We start from the raw sequence: 20349 nt of genomic DNA, 5'->3' as shown, positions 1-20349 counted from the left end.
GGAAAATGAACGAAAAGATACTTATAATAGATGATGAGGAAAATATAGCAGAGCTCATAAAGTTCAATCTTGAGCTCAACGGATATCAGACTGACTGTGCCCATGACGGGAAGACAGGGATATCCAGGATAAAGACCTGGAAACCTGATCTGGTGCTTCTTGACATAATGCTTCCGGAGGTTGACGGGATAACAATCCTCCAGATTTTAAGATCGGAAGATGAATTCAAAGAAACCCCTGTGATAATGATGACTGCAAAATCGCAGGACTCAGACAAATTCATTGGATTTGAAAGCGGGGCAGATGACTACGTAACAAAGCCATTCATAGTCAAGGAGCTGGTATACCGGGTGAAGGCAGTACTGAAGAGATCAGCATCGAGAGCTTCATCACAGCAGACTGAAGATGAGGTGATAGCCATAAACGATCTCATACTGGATTTTCACAACTATCAGATTCTGAAAAATCAGAAAAAGCTCGAGCTTACACTGAAGGAATACGAGCTTATAAAATATCTTGCAGAGAATGCCAACAGAGTACTTACCAGAGATGACATACTCGACAAGGTGTGGGGATATGATTTCTTTGGCGAGAGCAGGACCCTCGATGTCCACATAAGAAATCTCAGAAAGAAAATAGGAGATGATAATCAGGGAATAATAGAAACGGTCAGAGGCGTGGGATATAAATTTAATTTAAATTAAATCATAATTAATTTGGAGTCGGGGAGCGATGATGGATAACTATATTTATATAACAGCACTTATAGTAATCGTTCTTCTTGTAAGATATATCAGTTACAAGGACAGATACCTCAGGCAGCTCATGAGCATAGCGGCGAAGATAAAGAGCAGCAATTTCAATGTCAGGCTCGAAAAACCTGAAAAAGGAAAGTACTCTCTGATAGGAGATGTGATGGTAGAGCTTGCGGGCATGCTTCAGAGGGAGCGTCTCAAGAACAGCGAGAACATATCAAAGATCGAAGCTGTCCTTTCTACTGTGCCAAATGGACTGATAGCGCTTGATACAGAAGAAAACGTGATATTCATAAACGAAAGAGCAAGAAGGATATGTGAAGTTTCTGGAAGCCCTGAAGGCAGGAAAATATTTCTTTTCATAAAAAACAGTGATATATTCGCGATCATCAAATCCCTCATCTACAATTACAGGGAGCCGGTCCGTTATTCGGATTCAAAGCATCACTACGAGTTTCATGTAGAGAATATAATGGACTCAAAAAAGGATATAATAATCGGAAAGCTTATAAATATAAATGATCTTACGGCGATAATAGATACTGAAAATCTCAGGCGCGATTTTGTAAGCAATGTCACCCATGAGCTCAAGACGCCGCTGACCTCAATAAGCGGATTCGTAGAGACGCTGAGATCAAATGAGGATATCCCGGTTGAAATGCAGCGTAAATTCCTGGATATCATAGAAACTGAGACGCGAAGGCTCAATGAGCTGATAGATGATGTGCTTACGCTTTCTTTCATAGAGCAGAACAGAGACACAGAGCGAGAAAGGATAAATCTCGTAAAGCTGATTGAAGACATAATGTTCAATCTCGAGAACATCGCAAAGCTTAAGGATATAAAGCTGGAGCTTGTGTCAGACAGCAGGAATATATTCATAAATTCAAGCAAATACAGCCTTACGATGATATTCATAAACATAATAGACAACAGCATCAAATATTCACATGAAGGGCAGACCGTCCAGATAGCTTTAGAGTCTGGTGATGATAATGTAACTGTGAGCGTCACAGACAGAGGCAGAGGTATTTCGGAGGAAGATATCCCAAGAGTATTTGAGAGATTTTACAGGGCGGACAAATCCAGGACTAGAAAAGAAAAGGGAACAGGACTTGGACTTGCCATAGTAAAGCATCTGACAAAATCAGTAGGGGGAGAGATAGACCTTCAGAGCAGGCTGGGAGAGGGAACCACATTCAAAGTCATATTACCGGTTACTTGTGATAAAGGAGAATAACATGAAAATTTTTTCTGCAAAAGTGGACTCAAATGTTGAATCAATAAGGAAAAAGTCGTCAGAAAGAGAATTCTACAGACATATGTGCAAGTCTCTCACGGGTAAGGGCTTTACCAAAATAGTGCCGTTTGGCGGCATTTATTTTGATCTGCTTTATGTTGAAGACAATATGGCGGGTCTTTTTAAATTCATGGATACCACCGAGGACACATTTTCCATCCTGGACATAGAGATACTCGAAGTAATGGAAGAAGAATACAATGAAGTTCAGGAAAAGATAGAGGAGCTTATACCTGGCGCAAAGGTAAGCTATCACTTTATTATGCCTTATGTTAACCTCAGAGAAAAAGGGATAGAGAAGGATTTCATAATTGACAATGCCGCTTTTGAGCAGCTTATAAACAGTGAGAGACAAATAAAGGCATATCTGTCAGAAAACACGGATTTTGATACAGACGATATACTGTACGGTCTCGCAAAAGAGTATTTCGTAATAAAGAGCCAGCCTAATAATCTGATAGACAGTCCTCTTCTGCAGAAGAAGATAAAATATAAGAACCTTGAGCTTACAGCCACCTCCATGGACTGTTCGCAGATCGAGAACATCAACAGCTTCAGATACGGGTCCACCATGATGATAGGCTCATCAGGCACAGGAAAGACAAGAGCCATGATAGCAAAGCTCATAAAGATTGCAAGGCTGTACCCGAAAGATGATTTTGCATATATAACCTTTGACAAGCAGCTTTCAAATGACATCGGATCTCAGATAAGGACGCTTCATCCTGATCTGAAGAACATAAGGGTAATAAACTATCATCAGCTTATACTGCTCATGGGAAGGAAATACAACCTCAGGCTGAATAACAAGAGCAAGCAGAGCTTTAACAGGGAATTTGAGAAGGTGTTTACAAAGGTAGCTCAGATATATAAGGACAAGCGTTATTTCAAGGGAGTCTTCATTGATGAGGCCGAAAACTTTGAGCTCAAGGACCTTGAGTTTATAAGGAACATAAGCTACAAAACGCGAAATTTTCTGTATGTGTCATATGACAAGGCAAAACAGATGTCCCACCTTGAAGAAAAGACAGTTTCCGTAGAAGAATATCCATTTGACAACATAATAACATTTGGAAAAAACTACAGGAACTCTATCGAAATAGGAAATTTCAACACGGGATTCCAGAGCAGCCTTGAAAAATTCAACCTGCTTGAATTTGGGGATGAAAATGACTACTTCATTCCATTTCAGATAGAAAGCAGCGTCATAGGAGAAGTCGAGGCGATTGAATACAGCTCTACATCTGAAATGATGGGCAATATCGTGGAGCATATAAGAACTTACACTGAGCAGGGATACAGCTACTCGGACATGTGCATAATATATCCCTTCAACCAGAAGGTTCTCAGAGGCAAGAAACACGTATACAGCAAGCACATGGTAAAAAGCTACCTCGAGGAGAACGATATTGTGTTCAGTTTTGCCGACGATGAGACCAACAACATGTATAAAAGTACAGGCGTGACACTTTCGAATATATACAATGTCACCAATCTGGAGTACAAAATAGTGTTCTTCTGCCAGATAGACGTGCTATACAATGCATTTAATATCGAAAACAGAATCAATGCAAGAAAGATGATAAACATTATCTACACAGCTACATCAAGAGCCACAGAAAAGCTCTGCGTGTACCTGAGAGAAGACGATACAAGACCGGGACTCATAGATCTGCTCAAGATATCCAGTTTAGAGTGAAGAGGGCTGAAATCATGAACATTAATTTTGAGTATGGGGTTACAAGGCTTCTGTGTGAGAATGTAGCCCGAAAGAACAAGTGCATACCACTTTTCATGAATCAGGGGAAATTGACCATGGCGATACCGGATGGTATTGCTGTGGGCAATTTTGCGCGTCTGGAGAATGATCTGAGATCCTCAGGGATGGAAAATATAGAATATGTGACTCTCAGTGAAAATGAGATAGAGCGTCTCATAAATACATATTATTCAATAGAACTCGAGAGCAGGGAAACCGGGGAACGCATAAGAGCCTTCAAAAAGAGCCATGACATTCAGGGGCTTTACGACTACATAATAAGAAAAGCAGATTCCCTGAGCGCAAGTGACATACATATACTTTTTCAGGATGGATCCTTCATAGTAAGGCTGAGGATAAGAGGAAAGCTCAGGACACTTGCACTGCTTGAAAAAGAAATAGGAGAGAGCCTCATAAGGATAATAAAGGTAAGCTCAAATATTGAAATCTCAAGAATCAGATCCCCAAAGGATGCCAGATTCAGGTACACTATATCGGACCAGGAGATTGACATGAGGGTTTCAATCGTGAACACGATAGAGAATGAAAAAGTGTCTATAAGGATTCTAAATCCCGATAATGTGCCCTCAAGCCTCAGCTCCCTTGGAATTTCAGTTGAAGAAGAAGCCGTTATAAGAAAGACACTTGGACTGAGCAGCGGCTTCGTGCTGATATGTGGCCCTACAGGATCTGGAAAATCTACAACGCTAAGGTGCCTCCTGAACGAGATAAACGATGGACTCAGGCATATAGTCTCGATAGAGGATCCTATAGAATATACCATGGACGGAATAACTCAGATACAGACAGATGACACGCTCGAGGGTTCATTCACGGAGTCCCTGAGGTCAGTAGTGAGGCAGGACCCGGACATAATCTACATAGGAGAGATAAGAGATTTCGAGAGCGCAGATACAGCTACAAAAGCCAGTCTCACAGGACATCTGGTGTTCTCTACTCTTCATACAAAGTCCTCGGCTTCGGCCATAGACAGGATAGTCAATCTTGGGATCGATCCGGCAGCACTGATATCTTCGATAAATCTTATAGTAAACCAGAGGCTCGCAGGCGTCCTGTGCAGAAAATGCAGGCAGGAAAGGATATATGAAGGAGAAGCTATTGTAGAGCTCGGGCTGCTGAGGGGACAGATAATATGGGAGCCTGTTGGCTGTGAATCCTGCAGCTACAGCGGTTATCACAAGAATGTTCCCGTGATGGACATCACTGTATTCACAGATGATCTAAGGGAGGCTCATCTCAGAGGAGAAGCCCCAAAAAATCAGAACCAGAAGGTAAGGGATAAAATTGCATTGATGCTTTCAGACGGGGATATAGAGCTTAAGGAAGCAATGAAATATTTATGGTACTGATGGATATTACAGGAGGAGAGATGTGAAACCCAAACCAAGTCTCAGTACAAAAAGAGATTTCTACAACATGATCGGATTCTATTCAGACAGCAACCTCGACATTATAACCTCACTAACGCTTCTTAGAGAGGATCTTAAAAATCTGGATGTCATGGCAATGATTGAAAAGCTTCGCAATGGAGATCCTCCGGTGAAGGTATTTGCAGAATCCGGACTCACGGATGAATTCATAGCAGCGACTCTTGAAATAGGTGAAAAAACCGAAAACTACAAAATGGCATATAAGACATCATACGGATATCTGGAAGAAAAAAGCAGGTCAAGAAATAATCTTGGAAAACTAATTTTTTATCCTTCACTTCTAATCTGTATGATGTTTTTTCTGCTCATATTCATAGCTGGATTTGCAGTGCCTCAGATATATAAGGTGTACATGAGCATGGACGTCGAGATTCCACTGGCTGTAGCCATGATAATGGATATTAACGGATTCCTCTCAGGAAACACGACCGCAATAAAGATGGCAGTGCTTGCGCTGACAGCTGCAATTATCATAATGCCGGACAAATCGAGAGCGGTAAGGGCAATATACTCAAGGATTCTGAGGATAAGGTGGGCAAGAAGGATCTACTCTGCCCATTACGTCAATGAGATTTCATGGCAGGTGCATATTCTGATGGAGGCGGGAAAGGATGCTGTCGAATCCTTTGAAATAATAAGGAAAAGTATCGGCGACAGATACATGAGGCTGGTTATCGAGGACATAATAATGAACCTGAAAAACGGAGTAAGACTCAGTGAAACCCTCTCGAGAAACCCGGAGGTATTTGGACCGGCAGTAATAACCTACATAAAGACAGGCGAAGAATCAGGCAGGCTGACAGAAAACATAGCGTACGTACATAAATATACAAAGAGACGCCTCGAAGACCTTACGGAAAGATTCAGCCGAATGATACAGCCTGCAGCTATAATGATAATAGGGCTGTTCCTGGCAGGGATACTTGCAGTCCTTATGCCGCTGCTTGATGTAAGCAGCCTTTACAGCGCCATGTAGATATCATTTTCATATTGAGGCAAAGGAGGCAGAAAGAAATGCTTTATGTTTATGATAATGAAACAGGACATCTTGATATCCTCACCGGAGGAAATCTTAAAGAAAAAACCGTCATAATCGACATAGAATTCTCAGCGGATGAATATGAAAACAAAGCTGTCTGCAATAATAGAAGAGAGCGAAAAAGCATAAGAGAGATGCTGCTGAGCGAAGTGGATCTGAAAGCTACAGGTGACAGATCTTCGAAATCTCAGTTTCCCGTCGATATATGCTTTTCTCAGAGCGGCCACAGGCTCAGGATAGGAAACGATTCAATAAATGAACTTATAAAGAAAATCGGGTTTCTGAGAATGATATTTATGAAAAATCCGGTGTATAACATAGACGGATTTCTTATAAGCATGGAAAAAACCACGGGAAGAAAGGCAATAATTAAAACGGGAGGTCTATTCAGGATGATAGATGAAGGCAGGCTGGCTGAGCTGGAAAATATATATGACAGGCCTGAAATGAGACTTTGGGAATATGATTCTGAATACATGCTTATACTCAGATGATAATTATAAGGGGTGCGATATGGGAGAATATAATATAAGGCCACACATAAAAAAATACATAGGTAAAAAGCTTGCCGTAACAGCGGCGGCGATTCTGATAATCCTTTCAAGCCTCGGAGCAGACATAATGCTTATAACAAGAGGAAAACAGCTCGAGAGAGAGCTGGAGAACTCATTCCAGGAGGATCTTGTAAATGTCAGCGAAAAAATGATATCAGGAGAATATGAATATTACAGAGAAAGGTTCACAAACCTCGACATGATAGAGGCGGCCCGGTATCTTGAAAATCTGGCTCATCTGGATTACAGCCAGATAAGATTCAATGAAGAAAGCATATCCGTGGATATAGAGCATTCAGACTCAAAGATGCTCCAGGAATCTATGGATTATCTTAAGGAACGCGGACTTGATGTAAAAATCGAGACACTTGATTCGGCTGAAGGAATTCAGCATGTTACCCTGGAGGTGAGTCAAAGTGAATAAAAGACTTATGATAACGGCGCTGATCTACGGCATCCTCAATGCATTTTTTGTAATACTCCCTCAGTTTGAAGAAAATCAGGGCATAAAGACTCAGCTTGAAAGCGAGAACATAATCAAGGTGGTTTCAGAAAGCTCAATATCGAGGATTTCAGACCTTGAAATAATCTCGACGGTGGACACCATGATAAACAGCTGCAATCTGGAGAAGACCAGCTATGAATATGCAAGAGAGGAACAGGAAAACCTTCAGGCGCACATAATCACGCTTTCCATAGAGGGAGAGAGCCGCAACATCACAGAATTCATAAAAATGCTCTCAAGGATAAAAGGCATACAGCTCAGCGAGCTTACAGTAACCAGGCAGGAAAATACCATGCATGCCGATCTCAGTCTGGCAGTTATAGGTGGAAAATATGAAAAACATTCATGACCAGAAAGGGAGCGTATTTCTTGATGTAATAGCTGCCATGTTCATAATGACCCTGACAGGTATAATCGTATTCAATTCCGTGTTTTTCAATCTGAAGATGCAGTCTGCCTTAAAAGATATGGACAGGATGAACAGCGTCATAGAAGATGAGATAATTATGCTGACTGATTCAGAAGAATATTCAGGAAGAACAGCTGAGGGCTATGATATAAGCTCTTACAGAAAATATGCAGGCACAGTCAATGGGACTGACTTTTATGAAATCAGGATTGAACTTTCACATGAGGGGAGTGAAATGAGGCGCAGCTATGAAATTCTCATCCATGAATAAAAAAGGAATCTGCTCAGTGCAGGTAATAATAATACTCTGCTCATGCCTCATACTTTCAGCTCAGATACTAACCTCGTCAAGGCTTTCCATGAATACGATATCAAGGCGTCAGGAGGCAGTACAGGAAAGGCTCTACGGAGAAAGCCTGTTTCAGGTGGCAGACGTATACCTGCTTGAGAACATGAACAGCACATACAATATAGCAAATAAATACACATTTACCTCAGGCCAGACGAACGATGAGATAAAGAAGAAGGTTCTCAGATACGCGCTCCAGGAAATGGCGGTAAGCAAATGGAAGGTTCTTTCAGACGGCATAAAGGCTTCACCCATGCTAAAAGACATGGGTATAGAGTGCACTGAAGTCACCAGAGAAATATATACATATGACAGTTCGGCGGGTGCCATGCATTTTAAGAAGAACACAAGCGGGGTATTGGACAGGGTAAATACATACGAGGATTTCGCACTGAAGATAAATATCAAAGTAAGAATAGATGGCCAGGGGTATGTATATGGAAAAGACTATTTCTTCGCAATGCCGCTGTACACAGATGAGATGATAGCGGAAATCAAGGCATATTATGCATCAGGAGGAGCAGCGCCATGGACGGGAAACCATGAATTCGATCTCGAAAAGGACATAATCTCCTCGGAGGTATATTATGAAAAGAGCTGATACGAAGGGATATACTCTGATAGAGCTTATCATAGTCCTTGCGATACTCTCGGCCATGCTTCTGATGGCGAGCCTTAGAGCAGATCTTGGGACTGCGGCGCTGAGGAGCGAAGCCCAGAGCGTGATTTCGGCGATGAGATATACAAGGCAGCTGAATGTAAACGGAGAGCTGTCCCAGAGATTCAGGATAATCGCTGAGGATGGGATACTTTATTACTGCGTTCAGAGCAGGACATCTCCGGTAAAGACATATATAAAGACCAGGCTGGACAGTAGCATAATAGTTCAGAAAAAGGCCTCCGCTGATGCGGATTTTGATTCATATCCGGTGCTTGCACAGTATACGGTTGTTAATAAGGGAATCAATTATAATTTTTTCGAGTCTTATTTCAGTGAAAATGCCGCAAAGGGGGATGGAACTCTCCTACTGGAATCAGCGGACAGCAAGCTAATGTATAAGATCACAGTAGTTCCGACATCAGGCAGGATATACATGTATGAGATAAAAAGATAATCAAAATAACAATTAATGCAAGACATAAAATTGTAAATGTAGTATAATGAACTTATCTGATAAAAAGGTGGTGTTTATTTTGCTGCGAATATACAGTAACAAGATTGTACTAAGAGACAGTTTGGATAAAGGATATATTGAGATAGAAGGCAACCGCATAACAGACGTAGTGCTAGGCAGAAAACCTGAAGGTGATTTCATTGACATGACCGGAAAATTTGTGCTGCCTGGACTCATAAACATACATTCGCTCGATTTTGTAAAGGAGATAAGCTCAAAATACATTAAATTCTTTACAGAGGAAAAAGCTTTTTACCAGGTCGAAAAACTGCTTGCAGAGTCAGGCATAACTACGGTTTTTCATACCTTCACGCTTGATAAGTTCAGTGAGGGAAGAGACCTTGAAGAAGTCATAGAAAAACTGACATACGTAAAAAATTACAGAAAAAGAAGATTTCTGATAGATCACAAGGTGCATCTCAAGTTCAAACTTGGAGACATAAATCTCAACAGAAAGCTCAAAGCCCTTTTTGATGCCGAGTGCGTTGATTTCGTTACATGCACGGGGTATCACTCTGAGATTCTTGAGGAATATCAGGAACAGTATTATGCACAGTATCTTCAGAATCAGTTTGAGATAGACGAAGAACTCGCAAGAAAGATAACGGAAAGACTCAGAGAGCTGAGAGAAGAATCGGCGCTCGATGAGCTCTCCTACAAGATGAAATTCGCAAAATCAAGAAAAATCCCATTTGCAGTTTCAAAATGCGAGCTTGTGGAAAAGCTGAAAGAGACATATAAAATAGGTATAGACCTGCTGGTCGATCCAAAAAGCGAGAAATCCATGGAGTATGTGAGCTGCAACAATCTAAGCGCATCAATAGATGTTGAGTCGCTGGTTGATGAAAACAGCATCATAGATTATGTGGACGAGATGGCAGACGACAACATAAACATACTGTCAGCCTCAAACAGGTCAAGGGACATACTGGAGTACGTGTTCAACCTTGAAGGAAATATAGGACTTCCAAAAGCAGTAAGGCTTGCAAGCTACAATCCGGCCATGGCGCTGGGAATGCATGACAAGGGCGAAATTGCGCCAGGAAAGGAAGCGGACATAATAGTTGTAGACATATTCGAGGATCTTCCTATAAATATCATGACCATATCAGATGGCAAGGTAATAGTGAAGTACAATTATAATTAGCATATCATTTACTGAAATATATTTTAAAAAAGCCCTCTGAGTTTATCCTTTGCATAAGATAAACCGGAAGGCTTTTTTACAAGTGAATAAATATCTAAAATAAAATTGCAAAAATACAAGGCATATAGTAAAATTAATAGTTAGAATGAAATTTATTGTCAGGAGAGAAAATTGAATAATACAGATATATTAAATAAAGATAATTCAGGTAAAGCGCTGGATTTTTTGATAGATGAATTAAAACATATACTGAGAGAAGACCAGATAGCAATTAACGAGCCGATGAGAAACCATACCACCTTCAGGATAGGCGGTCCGGCAGACATAATGGTGTTTCCAGAGGAAGAGCTGCAGATTGTGAGCATCATGGAAAAAGCATCAGAAAAAGGGATCCCATGCACCATAATAGGCAATGGATCAAACATACTGGTATCTGACAGAGGAATAAGAGGACTTGTCATAAAGATAGCTGACAGCTTTGCAGGGTGCTCGATAGAGGGTAATGCCGTATGGGCTCAGGCAGGGATAAGGCTGACGGCGCTGTCCAGGCTGATACTCGAAGCCGAGCTTGCAGGATTTGAATTCGCAAGCGGGATACCAGGAACTCTTGGTGGCGGAGTTTACATGAATGCAGGAGCCTATGACTCCGAAATGAAGAACATAGTAAAGAGCGTCAGGGTTATAGATAGAGAAGGAAGAATAACAGAGCTTGAAAATGAGCAGATGAAATTCGGATACAGAAAAAGCCTTGCAATGGAAAAAGGCTATATAGTGCTTTCGGTATGCCTGGAGCTTGAAAAGGGAAGCAGAGACAAGATAAAAGCAAAGATAGATGACTTCACAGAAAAAAGAGTAAGCAAGCAGCCGGTATCAGAGTTCAGCGCAGGATCCACATTCAAGAGGCCTTCTGGCCATTTTGCAGGAAAGCTCATAGAAGAAGCAGGACTCAGAGGCTATACAAAAGGAGATGCAAAGGTATCTGAAAAACACTGCGGATTTGTAATAAACAAGGGAAGCTGCACATTCGAAGAAATGATAATGTTCATCGAAGACGTAAAACGCAGGGTATTTGAAAATTCAGGGATAATGCTCGAAGAAGAGGTCAGGATAATAGGTGAAAGATGAAGTGCATAGCTGAGTATCATACTCATACTAAATACAGTGACGGCAAATCCACCATGGAAGAAAATGTCCTTTTTGCGAGAAAAATAGGACTGAGGAAAATAGGAATATCAGACCATGGATATATGCACAAGGGATTTGGCGTAAAATACAGGGATTATCCAAAGATGAAGGATGAAATAGAGCGTCTCAGGGAAAAGTATCAGGATATAAAGATATTTCTCGGAGTAGAGGCAAATGTGCTCGATGACAGAGGAAACATAGACGTCGATGACTATATAAGAAACTATGTAGACTATGTCATGGCCGGGTATCACTTCGGATCTATGCCTCCAAATATGAGAGGACTCAAAAATCATGTCAGAAACTTCATAAAGCCACTCAAGCCAAGGGAAATGGATTACAACACCAGAGCGCTCGTAAACGCTATGAGGGACAATCAGATATTCATACTGACTCACCCTGGAGACAAGGGAGACGTATATATAGAAGAAGTGGCAAAGATGGCAGAAAAGACGAGTACTGTCCTTGAGATAAATGCTCATCATGACCACCTTTCAAAAGACCAGATAGACAAGATAAAGCACATGGACATAAAGTTTGCCATAGGTTCAGATGCACATCATCATACACATATAGGAATGACGCAGTCTGCTCTCAGCAGAGCTCACAGCGCAGGCCTGAGCAAAAAACAGATAATTAACGTAATTTGATTTTGACCGAAGGAGGAAGAATATGAAATTTGTAATAGTTACAGGCATGTCAGGCTCAGGAAAGAGTGAAGTAATGAGCATATTTGAAGACTTGGGATACTACTGCATAGACAATCTTCCGCCAGAGCTTATTTCAAAGATATATGAGCTGGGAGTACAGTCTCAGGGAACGCTCGACAAGGTAGCGATCGGAATAGACGTAAGAGGATACAAATTCGCTCAGAGCCTCCAGTCTAGCCTGGATTTCATAGAAAGCCAGACGAACAGCAGCGAGATACTCTTTCTCGACTGCAGAGACGAGGTCCTTGTAAGAAGATACAAGATGACCAGAAGAAGACACCCGCTTGCAAACGAAGACAACATAATAAATGGAATACAGAGAGAAAGAGACATGCTTCTGCCGATAAAGAGAAAAACGCAGAAGACCATAGACACGACCAACATGACGGTAAAGGACCTGAGAAAAAGCATACTGGATGCATTTCAGGATGGAAGCAAGAAAAACAACCTCACCGTATCCGTAACGTCGTTTGGGTTCAAGCATGGCATACCAGTGGATGCGGATCTCGTATTTGACGTGAGATTCCTTCCTAATCCTTACTATATACCGGAGCTTAAAGAAAAGACAGGCGATGACGAGGAAGTAAGGAATTACGTTATGGATTCATCTGCAAGCCATGAATTCCTGAAAAAGCTGTATGACATGATCGGATTTCTACTTCCGCATTATGAAAAGGAAGGAAAGACACATCTTGTAATAGCAATAGGATGCACAGGGGGAAGACATCGTTCTGTCACGTTTGCGAATCTGATATATCAGAAATTCGAAGACTCAGAATATAAGATTTTTAAGAAGCACAGGGATATAACGCTTCACTAAAAAATATAAAGATTGGAAATTAACATGGACACTAACAGGACAAATATAGTAGTTTTAGGTGGAGGGACAGGCCAGGGGAACCTTCTCAGAGGATTGAAAAAACATACAGAATCACTCAGCGCCATAGTTACTGTAGCTGATGACGGAGGAGGCTCGGGACTCATAAGAGCTGAAAACAGGATGCTTCCACCGGGAGATATCAGAAACTGCCTGGTATCGCTATCCAATATGGATCCAATCATGGAAAAGCTGATGAGCCACAGATTTGAAAGCGGAAGCCTCAAGAACCAGAGCTTTGGAAATCTTTTCCTGCTTGCGCTCTATGAGATATTCGGCGATTTTGAAAAAGCTGTCGACCATATTTCGGACATGATAGGCGTAAAAGGCAGCGTAATCCCTTCCACCAATGAACAGGTAAGGCTGGTTGCGACGCTTGACAACGGAAACGTGGCCATAGGTGAGTCAAACATAGCCCCAAGCTGCATTACGCAAAAGACATTCATAAAAAAGCTGGAGCTAATTCCCTCAAAGCCTTCTGCCTCATGCAAGGCGGTTGAGAGGATTGCAGATGCGGATATAATAGTTATCGGTCCGGGAAGCCTTTATACAAGCATAATAGCCAATCTCATAATACCGGATATCTCGGAGGCGATAATAAACAGCAGGGCAAAAAAAGTCTTCATATGCAACATAATGAGCGAAGAAGGAGAGACGGACAGGCTCGACTGCTATGGGCATCTTGAAAAGATCACAGACCACGTGAAAAACCTGAAGATAGACTATATGCTCATAAACAACAAAATAATAGAAAGCGACATACTCGAAAGATATGACAGAGAGCACAAGCATCCGGTATATGTTGACGATTCGCAGAGAGCTAAGATCAGGGAGCTTGGCGTCCAGATTATAGAAGACAATCTGCTCAGGGTTTCAGAGACAGGTCAGATAATGCATGACAGTGAAAAGGTGGCAAGAATACTGTTAGATATACTATAGCAGGAAGGAGACGGCGTGAGAATAGAGAAGAGCGCGGGCGGGGTGGTCATTTATGATAATGCCATTCTTCTGCTTAGAAAATACAATGGTGACTGGGTCCTTCCCAAGGGAAGAATAGAAAAAGACGAAAAGATAAAAGAAGCAGCTCTCAGGGAAGTAAAGGAAGAAACGGGAACTCAGGCCGAGGTCATAAAATATCTGGGAGAAATACACTATACCTACAAGGAAAACTGGGACGAAACGAACCGAATCCACAAGACTGTCCACTGGTTCATGATGAAGTCATCAAGCCTGGAGACAGTGCCTCAGAAGGAAGAGGGATTTGTCGAGGCCAGATATATTCAGATGGACAAAGCTATCGAAATCGTAAAGTATGATGATGAGAGAGAAATCATCAAAGTAGCGGTAAGCTATTTCAAAAAAGGTGAAAAATAATGTCATTTTCAGCACAGGTAAAGAATGAGCTGGCAAGAATAATCCATGAAAATCCACAGGTTCAGCTCTCAGAGCTGTCAGCGATAATAAGGATGAGTGGAACGCTCAAGCTTATGGGCTTCAACAAGCTATCATTTGTAATAAATACAGAAAACCCTGCCATCGCACGAAAAGTATTCACGCTCATAAAAAACTGCTTTGGCATAACGGTTGAGATACAGGTCAACAGGCAGAGCAATCTCAAGCGAAACAACACCTATGTGCTCAGCGTCACTTATGACCAGGGAGCAAACGATATACTGGAAAAAGTCGGTATAATAGAAAAAGAGGGAGAGCACCTGAGCTGGGTAAGCACCATTCCAAAGCACCTTGTATCAAGGCAGGATGGAAAAAGGGCATATCTCAGAGGGGCATTTCTCGGGAGCGGATCAGTCTCCGATCCGGCAAAGATGTATCATCTTGAGTTTTCTACCGTAAACATAGAAATAAGCCAGAACCTGAGAAAACTGCTAAACAGCTACAAGCTGAATGCAAAGATAGTAACAAGAAAAAACAACAATGTAGTTTACATAAAGGAAAGCGAACATATAACAGATCTGCTTAACCTGATGGGAGCCTACAATGCGCTCATGCATCTGGAGGACATCAAGATAAAGAAACAGATGAGAAATGACGTTAACAGGCTTGTAAACTGCGAGACAGCTAATCTCAACAAGACGGTGGACACATCGATGCGCCAGATTGAATGCATAAACTATATCATGGAGAAGCAGGGCCTGGATTACCTGCCTGAAAATCTGCATGAAATAGCGATGCTGAGAGTAGAAAACCCGGATATGAGCCTCAAGGAGCTGGGAGAAATAATGGAAACTCCTCTTGGAAAATCAGGAGTGAATCACAGGCTGAAAAAAATCGAGATGATAGCCGAAGAATTAAAGGAGAAGATAGAAAAATGATAAAAGTTGAGTTCGAAATAAAGAACAGGCTTGGACTTCATGCAAGACCGGCAGCAACATTCGTACAGGCCTGCAATAAATACAGATCAGAAATTAACCTTATATTCAACAGCCGTGCAGTAAATGCAAAATCTATAATAGGAGTGCTTGCACTTGGGGTCGCATATGGAGACAGGATAGAAGTCGAAGCAGACGGAGAAGATGAAGAAGCAGCGATTGAAGAAATAAAAGATCTGCTTGAAACAAAGCTTGTTGAGATGAGTTAGAAAATAAACAGATAATATCAGGAGGACGAAATGGAAAAAACAAATGTATTTGATATCTTAAAAGAAAGAGGGTTCATTGCACAGGCTACACATGAAGACGAGATAAGAGATTTGCTTGGAAAAGAAAGCGTTACATTCTATACAGGATACGACCCGACTGCGGACAGCCTTCATGTAGGTCACTTTCTTCAGGCGGTAGCTATGAGACACCTTCAGATGGCAGGACACAGGCCTATAGTGCTTATCGGAGGAGGAACTACAATGGTAGGAGACCCTTCAGGCAGAGCAGACATGAGACAGATGCTTACTCAGGAGCAGATTGCTGAAAATGGTGAGAAATTCAAGGAGCAGCTTTCAAGATTCATAGATTTCTCAGATGACAAGGCAATCATGGCAAACAATGCTGACTGGCTGTTAAAGCTTGAATATATACCATTCCTCAGAGAAGTAGGAGCTCACTTCACAGTAAACAGGATGCTTCAGGCAGAGGCATTCAAATCAAGGATGGAAAAAGAAGGCGGACTGACATTCCTTGAGTTCAACTACATGATAATGCAGGCATATGACTTCCTCAAGCTGAATGAGACTTACGGCTGCAAGATGCAGCTCGGAGGAGACGATCAGTGGTCAAATATAATAGCGGGAACTGACCTGATAAGAAGAAAAGAAGGAAAACAGGCATACGGCATGACATTCAACCTCCTTACGACTTCGGACGGAAAGAAGATGGGCAAGACTATGGCAGGCGCTCTGTGGCTTGACAGAGAAAAGACATCGCCATATGAGTTCTACCAGTACTGGAGAAACGTAGAAGACGCTTCAGTAGAAAAATGCCTGGCACTACTGACATTCCTGCCTATGGAAGAGGTAAGAAGACTCGGAGCGCTCGAAGGAGCAGAAATCAACATGGCCAAGGAAGTGCTTGCATTCGAGGTCACAAAGATGGTACATGGAGAAGAAGACGCAATAAGCGCACAGACAGCAGCAAGAGAGCTTTTTGCAAACAAAAACGGAGCAAGCGAGAATGCCCCTACTACAGAGATAGCTGTAGCCGAGCTTGAGAATGGCATGACAATAATAGATGCGCTAAAGGTTACAGGACTCGTTCCTTCAAACAGCGAAGCAAGAAGGCTCATAACACAGGGCGGAGTACAGGTAAATGACGAAAAGATAACTGATCCTGCATTTTGTCTCAGCGCTGATATGGCAAATGATGGAATAATAATGATCAAAAAAGGCAAGAAGACCTTCCATCAGATAAAGCTTGTATAAAAAAATATTGCCAGGTTTTATAAAAAGTATTTACAAAAATAGAAAAATAGAATATAATACTATTACCTTTGAGGGAGTAGTTAGCAATCAGTTACTTGAAAGTAACGATTGTTGTGAATGTCAACATCGTGATTGAAAAATCTGGCATCATATTAAATAACCAGACTCAGGGACAGGATTATTCTGTCTCTGAGTTTTTTTTGTAAAATTGGTTATAATAAATAAAGGTGCGCTTAATTGGAGAAAGGAAGAGGACATGAATTATTTTAATCAGGATCCATCACAAGTGATGAGCGAGCTGAGAACGACACCAGAAGGACTCAGCAGCACGGAAGTAAAAGGAAGGATAGAGGAAAGCGGCTACAATGAGCTTAAAGAGGGGAAGAAAAAATCCACTCTTGAGATGTTCATAGAGCAGTTCAAGGACTTTTTGATTATTATTCTTATAATAGCCGCAGGGATATCCTTTGCCTTTGGAGAACAGAAGAGTGCAGTTACGATCGGAGTAGTTCTCATACTCAATGCCATACTTGGAGTAGTTCAGCAGAAAAAAGCAGAAAGCTCGCTGAACAGCCTCAAGAAGCTGTCAGCACCTTCAGCAAAAGTAATCAGGGACGGGCAGTCGCTTTCGATACCGGCGAGAGAGCTGGTTATAGGAGACATAGTAATGCTTGATGCAGGAGACTATATCCCGGCAGACGGAAGGATAATCGAATCGAGCAGCCTTCAGGTAATAGAGAGCTCGCTCACAGGAGAATCCACTGCAGTAGACAAGATGGCAGATGTCATAGAAAAAGAAGAAGTACCACTTGGAGACATGGTGAACATGGTGTTCTCATCAGGACTAGTGACATACGGAAGAGCGAGATTTGTCGTTACGCATACCGGAATGGATACGCAGATAGGTAAGATTGCTACCCTCATCCAGAGCGCAAAGGAGAGAAAGACTCCACTTCAGGAAAGACTGGATGACTTCAGCAAGAAGCTAGGAATAGGAATCACTTTCATATCTGTAGGGATATTTGCGCTCAACATGATGAGAAATGCAGACTTCATAGACGCCTTCATGTTTGCGGTAGCCCTTGCAGTAGCAGCCATACCAGAGGCGCTCGCATCGATAGTTACCATAGTAATGGCAGTAGGTACGAGCAAGATGGCAGCCAAAAATGCCATAGTAAAGAAACTTCCTGCAGTAGAGACTCTAGGCGGAGCATCCATAATATGCTCAGACAAAACAGGAACGCTCACGCAGAACAAGATGACCGTAGTCCATACCTTCACTATAGACGGTCTGGACATGGCGATAGAAAAAAATACTAACGCAGAGACCATGGTAGGCGTATCGGTACTTGCCAACGACTCCAGCATAGGCAGCGACGGCAAGGAAATAGGGGACCCAACCGAGACAGCCCTCCTCAACTTTGCAATAAAAAACAAGATGGACCTGGCAAGAATCAATAAAAAATATCAGAGGCTTGCAGACCTGCCTTTTGATTCAGACAGAAAGCTGATGTCCACACTCCACAACTTCAAGGAAAGAGACCATATATTCACAAAAGGCGCTCCGGATGTCCTGCTTAAGCGAAGCACCAGGATACTTCGCGAAAATCAGGTATATGACATGACCGAAGAGGAAAGAGAGATCTTCATAAGGCAGAACCACAACTTCTCTTCACAGGGGCTAAGAGTGCTGGCATTCGCCATGACAGAGCATATAGATGAAGAGCTTGACCTCGAGGATGAAAAGGACTATATCTTCATAGGACTCATGGCAATGGTAGACCCTCCGAGAGAAGAGGTAAAGGATGCCATCGCAAGAGCGAAAAAAGCCGGAATAAAGACGATAATGATAACGGGAGACCATAAGATAACTGCATCATCAATCGCAAAGACACTGGGCATAATGGAAGAAGGAGACATAGCGATAGACTCTATTGAGTTCGAAGACATGACTGAGCAGGAATACGCAGAAAAGCTTGAGAGAATAAGCGTATATGCGAGGGTTTCGCCTGAAAATAAGATAAGGATAGTTCAGGCATGGCAGGACAGAGGCCAGATTGTTGCCATGACAGGAGACGGAGTAAATGACGCTCCGGCGCTGAAGCAGGCAGACATCGGGGTTGCTATGGGAATTACCGGCACAGATGTATCAAAGGATGCAGCGGCAATGGTGCTTGCAGATGACAACTTTGCTACCATAGTTGAGGCGGTATCAGAGGGAAGAACTGTATATGAGAACATAAAAAGAGCCATACAGTTCCTGCTTTCAGGAAACCTCGGAGGAATACTGACAGTTCTCTACGCAGCGATATTTGCGCTTCCAAATCCATTTTCAGCGCTTCACCTTCTGTTCATAAACCTTGTTACAGACTCTCTGCCAGCCATAGCGCTTGCATTCGAGCCTTCTGACGAGAGCCTCATGGATTCAAGGCCGAGAAAGAAGAATGAGAGCATATTTGCAGGCGGGATTATCTGGAAGATAACTATGCAGGGATTCCTGCTTTCTGTAGTTACGACTGTTGCCTTCCTGATAGGATTAAAGAGTGCAGATACAAAGACAGCTCAGACCCTCGCATTCACAACGCTGTGCCTTTCAAGGCTTGCATATGGATTCTATGTAAGAAGCAACAGACCAGTGCTTCAGGTAGGACTGCTTACGAATAAATTCATGATAGGAGCCGTAGCGGTTGGAGTGCTTCTTACGGTACTTGTGCTCACAGTGCCAGTTATATCGGATATATTTGAGGTAACAAAACTTTCAGCAGATCTTGTGAAATACCTCTTCATACTTCCGATTATTCCGCTCGTAGTAATGGAAGCTACAAAGTATTTCCAGAAACATACAAAATTCTAATTACAGCATTGATATATTATCAGACCTCACATTTGCCGGGGTCTGATTTTTTGTAAATTCATATATTAAGATAAAAATATATCAAAAGGTACGGATTAATGTAAATATGTACGCCGAATATTGACAACATTGTTCTATTCTGTTATTGTAAGTATACAAAAACAACAGAAATACAGATTTTTTTATAAAAATTGGTAAAATTATTAAAATTATTAAAATAATTGTAGCAATGCAATAAAATAAATTGTATAATAATATTTAAACATAAAATATGTGCATCCAATAGATGCAAAGTCCAACGCTCATATAGGCTGACAGAATGGGTCAGTGTATCTACCAAAAACCGTATTTTTGACTATGAGTGCTTTGTTTGAGTACCCCTCACACATGCACCCCGTGTATCAGTGTGAGT

21 protein-coding genes and 1 riboswitch are annotated in these 20349 nt (G+C 41.8%); all 21 genes read left to right on the top strand.

Going from position 1 to position 20349, the window contains the following annotated elements; all coding sequences use genetic code 11:
* The first annotated feature begins 5 nt into the window (after positions 1 to 5).
* The 21 genes from AC4PGZ_RS08210 (at position 6) to AC4PGZ_RS08110 (ending at position 19937) form a co-directional block, all read left to right on the top strand.
* Positions 6 to 704, top strand: a complete 699-nt coding sequence (locus tag AC4PGZ_RS08210; protein ID WP_492158149.1) for a winged helix-turn-helix domain-containing protein — start codon at positions 6 to 8, stop codon at positions 702 to 704.
* A gap of 28 nt (positions 705 to 732) precedes the next feature.
* Positions 733 to 1995: a sensor histidine kinase gene (locus AC4PGZ_RS08205; protein WP_492158148.1), complete on the top strand. Its 1263-nt coding sequence runs from the start codon at positions 733 to 735 to the stop codon at positions 1993 to 1995.
* A 1-nt stretch (position 1996) separates the two neighbouring features.
* Entirely contained in the window at positions 1997 to 3754 is a 1758-nt protein-coding gene (locus tag AC4PGZ_RS08200) for a UvrD-helicase domain-containing protein (RefSeq protein ID WP_492158147.1), read from the top strand.
* Positions 3755 to 3768: 14 nt separating this feature from the next.
* Positions 3769 to 5184 (top strand): GspE/PulE family protein, encoded by a 1416-nt coding sequence (locus AC4PGZ_RS08195; RefSeq protein ID WP_492158146.1) that lies wholly within the window; start codon positions 3769 to 3771, stop codon positions 5182 to 5184.
* Positions 5185 to 5206: 22 nt separating this feature from the next.
* Positions 5207 to 6241 carry a type II secretion system F family protein gene (locus AC4PGZ_RS08190; RefSeq protein ID WP_492158145.1) on the top strand — a complete coding sequence of 345 codons (1035 nt, stop codon included), beginning with the start codon at positions 5207 to 5209 and terminating at the stop codon, positions 6239 to 6241.
* Positions 6242 to 6279: 38 nt separating this feature from the next.
* Positions 6280 to 6798, top strand: a complete 519-nt coding sequence (locus tag AC4PGZ_RS08185) for a hypothetical protein (RefSeq protein ID WP_492158144.1) — start codon at positions 6280 to 6282, stop codon at positions 6796 to 6798.
* A gap of 19 nt (positions 6799 to 6817) precedes the next feature.
* On the top strand, positions 6818 to 7282 hold the full coding sequence (locus AC4PGZ_RS08180) for a hypothetical protein (protein WP_492158143.1): 465 nt from the start codon (positions 6818 to 6820) through the stop codon (positions 7280 to 7282).
* Positions 7275 to 7712 (top strand): hypothetical protein, encoded by a 438-nt coding sequence (locus tag AC4PGZ_RS08175; protein ID WP_492158142.1) that lies wholly within the window; start codon positions 7275 to 7277, stop codon positions 7710 to 7712. Before AC4PGZ_RS08180 ends, AC4PGZ_RS08175 begins: the two co-directional genes overlap by 8 nt.
* On the top strand, positions 7696 to 8043 hold the full coding sequence (locus tag AC4PGZ_RS08170) for a hypothetical protein (RefSeq protein WP_492158141.1): 348 nt from the start codon (positions 7696 to 7698) through the stop codon (positions 8041 to 8043). The genes AC4PGZ_RS08175 and AC4PGZ_RS08170 overlap by 17 nt, the downstream gene beginning before the upstream one ends.
* Positions 8021 to 8722 carry a hypothetical protein gene (locus tag AC4PGZ_RS08165; RefSeq protein WP_492158140.1) on the top strand — a complete coding sequence of 234 codons (702 nt, stop codon included), beginning with the start codon at positions 8021 to 8023 and terminating at the stop codon, positions 8720 to 8722. The genes AC4PGZ_RS08170 and AC4PGZ_RS08165 overlap by 23 nt, the downstream gene beginning before the upstream one ends.
* On the top strand, positions 8709 to 9236 hold the full coding sequence (locus tag AC4PGZ_RS08160; protein WP_492158139.1) for a pilus assembly FimT family protein: 528 nt from the start codon (positions 8709 to 8711) through the stop codon (positions 9234 to 9236). Before AC4PGZ_RS08165 ends, AC4PGZ_RS08160 begins: the two co-directional genes overlap by 14 nt.
* Before the next feature lie 121 nt (positions 9237 to 9357).
* Positions 9358 to 10443: an amidohydrolase family protein gene (locus AC4PGZ_RS08155; protein ID WP_492158138.1), complete on the top strand. Its 1086-nt coding sequence runs from the start codon at positions 9358 to 9360 to the stop codon at positions 10441 to 10443.
* A gap of 171 nt (positions 10444 to 10614) precedes the next feature.
* Positions 10615 to 11568 carry a UDP-N-acetylmuramate dehydrogenase gene (gene murB, locus AC4PGZ_RS08150; protein ID WP_492158137.1) on the top strand — a complete coding sequence of 318 codons (954 nt, stop codon included), beginning with the start codon at positions 10615 to 10617 and terminating at the stop codon, positions 11566 to 11568.
* Positions 11565 to 12278 (top strand): PHP domain-containing protein, encoded by a 714-nt coding sequence (locus AC4PGZ_RS08145; RefSeq protein WP_492158136.1) that lies wholly within the window; start codon positions 11565 to 11567, stop codon positions 12276 to 12278. The genes murB and AC4PGZ_RS08145 overlap by 4 nt, the downstream gene beginning before the upstream one ends.
* Positions 12279 to 12300: 22 nt before the next feature.
* On the top strand, positions 12301 to 13158 hold the full coding sequence (rapZ, locus tag AC4PGZ_RS08140) for an RNase adapter RapZ (protein ID WP_492158135.1): 858 nt from the start codon (positions 12301 to 12303) through the stop codon (positions 13156 to 13158).
* A 24-nt stretch (positions 13159 to 13182) separates the two neighbouring features.
* Positions 13183 to 14154 (top strand): gluconeogenesis factor YvcK family protein, encoded by a 972-nt coding sequence (locus tag AC4PGZ_RS08135; RefSeq protein WP_492158134.1) that lies wholly within the window; start codon positions 13183 to 13185, stop codon positions 14152 to 14154.
* A 15-nt stretch (positions 14155 to 14169) separates the two neighbouring features.
* Complete coding sequence (locus AC4PGZ_RS08130; protein WP_492158133.1) at positions 14170 to 14589, top strand: NUDIX hydrolase; 420 nt, start codon at positions 14170 to 14172, stop codon at positions 14587 to 14589.
* The gene (gene whiA, locus AC4PGZ_RS08125; protein WP_492158132.1) at positions 14589 to 15545 is read left to right on the top strand and encodes a DNA-binding protein WhiA; all 957 of its coding nucleotides are present in this window, start codon (positions 14589 to 14591) and stop codon (positions 15543 to 15545) included. Before AC4PGZ_RS08130 ends, whiA begins: the two co-directional genes overlap by 1 nt.
* Positions 15542 to 15811 (top strand): HPr family phosphocarrier protein, encoded by a 270-nt coding sequence (locus tag AC4PGZ_RS08120; protein WP_492158131.1) that lies wholly within the window; start codon positions 15542 to 15544, stop codon positions 15809 to 15811. Before whiA ends, AC4PGZ_RS08120 begins: the two co-directional genes overlap by 4 nt.
* A 30-nt stretch (positions 15812 to 15841) precedes the next feature.
* Positions 15842 to 17083: a tyrosine--tRNA ligase gene (gene tyrS, locus AC4PGZ_RS08115; RefSeq protein WP_492158130.1), complete on the top strand. Its 1242-nt coding sequence runs from the start codon at positions 15842 to 15844 to the stop codon at positions 17081 to 17083.
* 256 nt (positions 17084 to 17339) lie between these two features.
* Positions 17340 to 19937, top strand: coding sequence for a cation-translocating P-type ATPase (locus AC4PGZ_RS08110; RefSeq protein ID WP_492158129.1), 2598 nt, complete (start codon positions 17340 to 17342; stop codon positions 19935 to 19937).
* Between the two features lie 282 nt (positions 19938 to 20219).
* A riboswitch (purine riboswitch) is annotated at positions 20220 to 20315 on the top strand.
* Positions 20316 to 20349: the final 34 nt, after the last annotated feature.

The sequence above is a fragment of the Proteocatella sp. QWL-06 genome (genome assembly GCF_058684135.1).
The sequence above is the reverse complement of the archived record's forward strand: the minus strand, read 5'-3'. Positions and strand labels throughout refer to the sequence as shown.

What these genes read in the sequence shown, in the direction of transcription:
- AC4PGZ_RS08180 (WP_492158143.1), top strand. Translation starts at nt 6,818, where the DNA reads ATGGGAGAATATAATATAAGGCCACACATAAAAAAATACATAGGTAAA.
- AC4PGZ_RS08210 (WP_492158149.1), top strand. Translation starts at nt 6, where the DNA reads ATGAACGAAAAGATACTTATAATAGATGATGAGGAAAATATAGCAGAG.
- AC4PGZ_RS08120 (WP_492158131.1), top strand. Translation starts at nt 15,542, where the DNA reads ATGATAAAAGTTGAGTTCGAAATAAAGAACAGGCTTGGACTTCATGCA.
- AC4PGZ_RS08185 (WP_492158144.1), top strand. Translation starts at nt 6,280, where the DNA reads ATGCTTTATGTTTATGATAATGAAACAGGACATCTTGATATCCTCACC.
- AC4PGZ_RS08205 (WP_492158148.1), top strand. Translation starts at nt 733, where the DNA reads ATGATGGATAACTATATTTATATAACAGCACTTATAGTAATCGTTCTT.
- tyrS (WP_492158130.1), top strand. Translation starts at nt 15,842, where the DNA reads ATGGAAAAAACAAATGTATTTGATATCTTAAAAGAAAGAGGGTTCATT.
- AC4PGZ_RS08135 (WP_492158134.1), top strand. Translation starts at nt 13,183, where the DNA reads ATGGACACTAACAGGACAAATATAGTAGTTTTAGGTGGAGGGACAGGC.
- AC4PGZ_RS08165 (WP_492158140.1), top strand. Translation starts at nt 8,021, where the DNA reads ATGAAATTCTCATCCATGAATAAAAAAGGAATCTGCTCAGTGCAGGTA.
- AC4PGZ_RS08145 (WP_492158136.1), top strand. Translation starts at nt 11,565, where the DNA reads ATGAAGTGCATAGCTGAGTATCATACTCATACTAAATACAGTGACGGC.
- rapZ (WP_492158135.1), top strand. Translation starts at nt 12,301, where the DNA reads ATGAAATTTGTAATAGTTACAGGCATGTCAGGCTCAGGAAAGAGTGAA.
- AC4PGZ_RS08195 (WP_492158146.1), top strand. Translation starts at nt 3,769, where the DNA reads ATGAACATTAATTTTGAGTATGGGGTTACAAGGCTTCTGTGTGAGAAT.
- AC4PGZ_RS08200 (WP_492158147.1), top strand. Translation starts at nt 1,997, where the DNA reads ATGAAAATTTTTTCTGCAAAAGTGGACTCAAATGTTGAATCAATAAGG.
- AC4PGZ_RS08160 (WP_492158139.1), top strand. Translation starts at nt 8,709, where the DNA reads ATGAAAAGAGCTGATACGAAGGGATATACTCTGATAGAGCTTATCATA.
- AC4PGZ_RS08110 (WP_492158129.1), top strand. Translation starts at nt 17,340, where the DNA reads ATGAATTATTTTAATCAGGATCCATCACAAGTGATGAGCGAGCTGAGA.
- AC4PGZ_RS08170 (WP_492158141.1), top strand. Translation starts at nt 7,696, where the DNA reads ATGAAAAACATTCATGACCAGAAAGGGAGCGTATTTCTTGATGTAATA.
- whiA (WP_492158132.1), top strand. Translation starts at nt 14,589, where the DNA reads ATGTCATTTTCAGCACAGGTAAAGAATGAGCTGGCAAGAATAATCCAT.